The organism is uncultured Campylobacter sp., assembly GCF_938045465.1.
GTDB lineage: Bacteria > Campylobacterota > Campylobacteria > Campylobacterales > Campylobacteraceae > Campylobacter_B.
In genome coordinates this window covers 1-6,086 of the sequence record NZ_CALIBF010000100.1, presented here as the reverse complement: position 1 = coordinate 6,086, position 6,086 = coordinate 1, and the positions used below count along the sequence as shown (strand labels likewise).

Genomic DNA, 6,086 nt, shown 5'->3' with positions numbered 1-6,086 from the left:
GGAAAATCCCCAGCGTATTGCCGCTTTGAATCGTCTCGTAGGTCTTGCGGTCGTTAAAATCGATCTCTTCCCAGACGATATCGCGACCGTAGCGGCGCTTGACAAGCTTAGCGGCATTATCGATCACATCGAGGTTTTTTAGACCCAGGAAGTCAAATTTTATCAGATCGACGTCCTCGAGATAGTTTTTGGTGTATTGCGTTACCAGGCGCGCATCCTCGCCCTTATCCTGCTTAAATAGCGGCGCCTTGTTCCACAGCGGCTCGTTTGAAATCACAACGCCTGCGGCATGCATGCCTGCGTTGCGATTTAGCCCTTCAAGTCCCAGCGCAAACTCCCAAACCTGCTGTGCAATCGGATCTGCGTCGATAAATTCTTTCAGCTTCGGCTCAGCGTCGTAAGCCTGCTTGAGCGTGATGCCGAGCTTGTCGGGGATCAGCTTTGCCATCTTATCGGCCTGCGAAAGCGGCATGTCGCAGACGCGAGCCACGTCGCGGATGACGCCGCGCGCGAGTAGCTTACCGAAGGTCGCAACCTGCGCGACATTGTATTTGCCGTACTGATCGATGACGTAGTCGATCACTTCGCCTCTGCGCGCCTGGCAAAAATCCACGTCAATATCGGGCATCGAGATACGCGACGGATTTAAAAATCGCTCGAAAAGCAGATTATACGGGATCGGATCGAGGTCGGTAATGCGAAGCGCATACGCGCAGATGCTGCCCGCCGCAGAGCCGCGACCGGGGCCAACCGGGATGTCGTGATCTTTCGCCCAGTTAATGAAATCCTGCACGATAACCATATAGCCCGAAAAATGCATGTTTTTGATGATGGCAAGCTCCTTTTCCAGGCGCTCGCGATAAATTTCATGATTCTGCGGATCGATAAATTTAAGGCGCTCTTTAAGCCCCTCGCGGCAGAGATGATCAAATAAAAAATCATCGTTTGCAAAGCTATAGCGCTCCGAGGGCTGCGGCAGCGAAAGCCCGAGCCTATCGGCGTATTCGATCGTAAATTTAAAATTCGGCGGCGTCGGCGCGTAGTCCTTCTCGTCGAAAGCAAATTTCAAATTACACTTTTGCACGATCTCGGCGGTATTTTCGATCACTTCGGGGATGTCGGCAAAAAGCCGCCTCATCTCCTCATCGCTTTTTACGTAAAATTCCGAAACGACGTGTTTTAGACGGTCGCCGTCGTTGATCGTCTTGCCCATAGAGATGCACTGATAGACGTCGTGGGCCTTGGCGCGATCCTTGCGCGAGTAGTGAGCGTCGTTGGTAGCGATGATCTTGACGCCGATTTCGCGCGAGAGGCGGATGAGGTCTTTATCGACATTTAACTGCTCGCCGATGCCGTGACGCATGATCTCGAGATAAAAATCCTCGCCGAAAATTTCTTTATACTCAAGCGCCACTTTTTTCGCCGCTTCGTAGCCGCCCGCGCCTCGCTTTAAATTTCGCTCGCTTCTATTTAGATGAAATTCCACCTCGCCCGCTAGGCATGCCGAGGAGCAGATGAGCCCCTCGCTGTGCTCTTTTAAAATTTTTTTGTTGATCCTCGGGTAGTAGTAGAAGCCGTCCAAAAACGCGCGCGAGCTAAGATACATCAGATTTTTATATCCCGTTTCATTTTTGGCAAGCAGTATCAAGTGATAGCGCTGGCGGTCGCTTTTATCGCCGATGTCATCGTGGTTGTGCAGGTAGGTCTCGATGCCGATGATCGGCTTGATGCCGTGCTTTTTCATCGTCTGATAAAAGTCTATCGCGCCGAACATATTGCCGTGATCGGTGATCGCGCATGCCTTGGTGCCGCGGCTCTGCAAAAGCTCGGCGAGCTCGCTTACTTTATTCGCGCCGTCTAGCAGCGAATACTCGGTGTGAAGGTGCAGGTGGGTGTAGTCGCTCATTTTTGGTCCTTTTTTGATTTGGATATTATAGTAAATTCGGGCTTTAGAAACGGTCAAATTTAATGGAATTTTAGCTTAAATTTCAGTGCGAAATTTTACGAGTAAATTTTGTTACGGAATTTTACTTCAGAGGTTTTACATTCTGGGTTTTGCGGATTAAATTTTGACAAAATTTTAAGTTTAAAATGCTGTGATGAAATTTTGCTGTCATATAAATTCTGCTTACCTGGAATTTTGAGCCAACGCAATTCCGCAAAATTCTACGACTTAAATCATCATAAAATTTTGCGGTTTAGAATTCCGTTTGCAAAGCCTTGCGGCTCTACGATCTTGAGAATTCCACGATCGCTTTAGCAAGCTCTCTAGTAGGATCAACGAAAATTTTATCGCTTTTGATTAACGGCAAAAATAGCGGCAGCTCGGTGCAGGCAACGACGTAAATATCAGCATCGATTTTGCCTAGCAAATTCTCAAAAGCTCCCACGTATTCGGCAGTCTTGCCCGCCTTAACACCTTTGTAGATGCAATCCATCAAAACCGCTTGATTTTCTTCACCAAGCTCCACGCTGATTAGCCCCGCTTCTTTGAGCGGATCGTCGTAAATTTTAGCTTTTTTTGTACCGATAGTGGCTAGCACAGCGATCTTATGGGCGTTTGGATAATTTTTGCGAATCGATTTTACGGTGACCTCGGCGATATGAATTAGCGGGATTTCCGCCGCAGCTTCTACATCGTCTGCGAAAAAATGCGCCGTGTTGCACGCCATCGCAAACGCCTTGCAGCCTGCATTTTTGAGCCTAACAGCGCTCTCGCTTAGGCGCGGAAGCGGATTTTCACCTTTGCCTAAGATAAATGCCGTGCGATCTTCAATCTGCGGATAGCTATCGATTACAAGCGGAATATTTTCTTGATCGCTGCCCGCAGCAGTCTCTTCTATGATCTTCATATACAGATCCGCACTCGCCAAAGGTCCCATTCCGCCGATAATTCCAACTCTTTTCATAGCTAGTCCTTTCTAAATTTTACTTGGATTAATTCTCCCACTTACTCATATCCATTTCGTTTTCGCTCTTTGCGACGTAGATCGACGCGACAACATCGCCCGTTACGTTCATCGAGGTTCGCCCCATATCCAAAATCGCATCAATGCCCAAAATCATTCCGTAAGCGATCGCTACGTTACCGCTTACCTTGACGCCGATAGACTCGAGCACTAAAAGCAGCATTAGCGCACCAGCTCCCGGAACTCCAGCAGTTCCGATCGCAGCAAGCATCGAAGTGATGATGATCGTGAGGTAGTGGCTGCTGTTTAGATCGATACCGCAAGCATTAGCGATAAAGAGCGTGCACACGCCCAAATACACGGTCGTGCCGTTCATATTCACCGTAGCGCCCACGGGCAAAACAAAGCCGTAGATCGCCTTTGGAATTCCCATATCTTCGGCGGTTTGCATCGTAATCGGAAGCGTGCCGTTGGAGCTGCGGGTAACAAAAGCCGTAAGCATCGGCGGACGCACTTTTTTAAGGAATTTAATCGGGCTAACTCCGATAAGCATACAAATAACACAATAAACCGCAAATACTTGGATTGCAAGTCCCACGTATAGGGTAATCGTGACATTTAATAGCGAGCTGAAAGCCTCGATACCGCTTTTATTAAACACTACAAACATTAGCGCAAAAACGCCAATTGGTGCGTATTGCATCACCCAATGCACGACCTTAAACATAATTTCGCTCATTCCATCGAAAAAATTATAAACCGTGTCGGCGGAGCTTTTGATACGCGCGTCGCTACTGTCGCGGCAAAACGCAAGCCCTACGCCAAGAAATAAGCAAAACGCGATGATCGGCAAAATTTCGCCCTTGGCTATGGAATCAAAAGGATTCGTAGGAATTATATTAAGCAAAATTTTACTCATACTAGGCGCGTTCGCTGCCTTTTCGACAGCCTTGGACGCATCGCTTAGATCAAGCCCGCTACCCGGAGAAAATACAAACGCACACGCTAGACCGATGACGATCGCAAAAAGCGTAGTTATAGCGTAAAATATGATCGCCTTAACGCCTACTTTGCCCAGGTGCGCGGGCGAGATACTGCTAGTGCCCACGATGAGCGAACAGATAATGATCGGCACCATAATCATCTTTAAAAGCCGCACGAAAAGATCTCCCAAAGGTGTTAAAATCGCCACCCACGTGGTATCACCCACCGGCATATTTTTAGGTAGTAACATACCAATCGCAGAGCCCAACACTAAAGCGATAATGATGCGCCAAAGCAAGCTTGAGTTAAAATAAAAGGCTAAAATTCCGCCTTTTTTCGTTTGATTTTCTGACATGGATATCTCCCTGCACTAAGAATTTTAACGGAATTCTACTGCAACTTGCCATAAAATAAAATTTAATCAGTCGCCAAATGAAAGTTAAATTTGAAAATTCAATCGCGAGCTTAACCATAAAGCTGAAATTATGCGGCAAGCTTTGTCTTTTGAAGTTATGAAGCGGAATTTCAAAGGAAAAACGACGTATGAAATTTATAGAATTTTGCGGATTTTGATGTAGTGAAAAGCAAAAAATTTTGTGGTGGTGGGCTCACTAGGACTTGAACCTAGGACCATCCGGTTATGAGCCGGATGCTCTAACCAACTGAGCTATGAGCCCGCCGCGTGGTAAAAGAAATGTGATTTTACAAAAATAATCTTAAAACGGCGTTAAAATTCTAACCGCGGAATTTTATGAAACTTAGGCCCACCCAAATAGTGGCTAAATTTCACGCCAGAGCGCGCGACTTTATCTGATTTCCGATCAGATCACTTTCGTACGCACAAGGCGGCGTAAATTTAAGACGAAATTTTATATAAAATTCAGGGCTCTTAAATCCGCCGCCATAATCTAATCCACTCTTAAATCGCGTGAATTAATAGCTTTTTTTCATGCTAATAGGCTCCGATAGCATTTTAGGGACGCCCGGTAATTCATATGCTCCCCGGCAGATATTATTTTCGGCATCAGGACCCTTTTCTACAGTGAAGGTTTTCTTTTTGGCATCTACGCTAATTACGAAGCATCTATCCCCTTTGCCGCTTTTAAGATATGCGGAATTCGCTCCGTTGGGCTCTAGCGGAACATTCGTCATAACCGAAAAATCGGATGCGAATTTGCCTTGGGAGATATAATAAGCGTCTAGATCGTATTTAACGGTAATTAAATTTGTCGCCAACTTAGAGATCTCCGCATCATCTCTAGTAGCCGATAATCTCGGTAGCCCAATCAATACTACGAGCAAAACAACTACTACGATGCCTATGATAGGCACTACGGATAGCTTCTGAGGCGTTACGTCGTATTCGCAGTTTTGTAGCGACTCTGCGGCTGCGCTTTGCTGCACTCCGCTTATCTCGTCCGCTTTAGCTGCAGCCACTCTACGTCTTAGTTCCTCGGCTAAATCGTGGCTGATGCAGACCTTATCTACGGGATTAAAGATAGTGCCTAATGACTTGGCAAGCACGATAGCGCACGGAATTCCGATGATGGTAATGAACTGACCTATAACCGTAAAAATTCCACCAATAAAAAGCCAAATACCAAAAACTATGATATAAATGACCTTAACGATATTTGCGTAAGTCTGGTATGTCATATGCACCGCGTCGCTTACCGATCCTTTCTTTTTACGCACCATATCGTGTGTAAAGGGTAAAAATAAGAATTTGCCGTATTCCATAAGACCTAACCCCACGGGAGCGGTCACGACTAAAATGGTAAGGATCAAACCCGATAGGTAAGCTAAGATAGCTAAAATCCAACCACCTAGAAAAAACCAAATAATGTTGCCTAGAATACGCATATCTTACCTCTTTATAAATTTATGTAAATCAAGCAAACCGCCTGCCTCTAGCGGCTAGCACAGCCTCTCATTCGTTTTATGGGTGTTTTCGCAACTCGCGCGGAAGGATGCGCCGAAATACTATGGCGCAGCAAAGCGCCAAGAGATGCTAAGGTGCACACTGCACGCGGCGCAACTGCACCTGCGGCTACGGCGTACAAAACGAGCCTTGTGCGTGCAAACCCCGTATGCAAAACAACTACGGAATGATAGGGGGGGGGTTAACGATTGGTAACAAGCGCTTTTGCGCGATAAAATTTTGCCACGCAAATGGCTATGGCAAGGGAGTTT

General features: G+C 46.5%; 4 protein-coding genes and 1 tRNA gene. All 5 read right to left on the bottom strand.

The annotated features are described in order from the left end of the window. Window positions 1-1,906, bottom strand: a 1,906-nt coding sequence (gene dnaE / locus Q0413_RS04745; protein ID WP_298987786.1) for a DNA polymerase III subunit alpha, incomplete at its 3' end; no start/stop codon positions are given. A 322-nt stretch (window positions 1,907-2,228) separates the two neighbouring features. Continuing rightward, window positions 2,229-2,909, bottom strand: coding sequence for an amino acid racemase (locus Q0413_RS04740; RefSeq protein WP_298987785.1), 681 nt, complete (start codon window positions 2,907-2,909; stop codon window positions 2,229-2,231). A 28-nt stretch (window positions 2,910-2,937) separates the two neighbouring features. Then, window positions 2,938-4,248: a dicarboxylate/amino acid:cation symporter gene (locus tag Q0413_RS04735; protein WP_298987783.1), complete on the bottom strand. Its 1,311-nt coding sequence runs from the start codon at window positions 4,246-4,248 to the stop codon at window positions 2,938-2,940. A gap of 245 nt (window positions 4,249-4,493) precedes the next feature. Beyond that, window positions 4,494-4,570 (bottom strand) — tRNA-Ile (locus Q0413_RS04730). A 256-nt stretch (window positions 4,571-4,826) separates the two neighbouring features. Continuing rightward, the gene (locus Q0413_RS04725) at window positions 4,827-5,756 is read right to left on the bottom strand and encodes a YccF domain-containing protein (protein WP_298987782.1); all 930 of its coding nucleotides are present in this window, start codon (window positions 5,754-5,756) and stop codon (window positions 4,827-4,829) included. Window positions 5,757-6,086 lie beyond the last annotated feature (330 nt).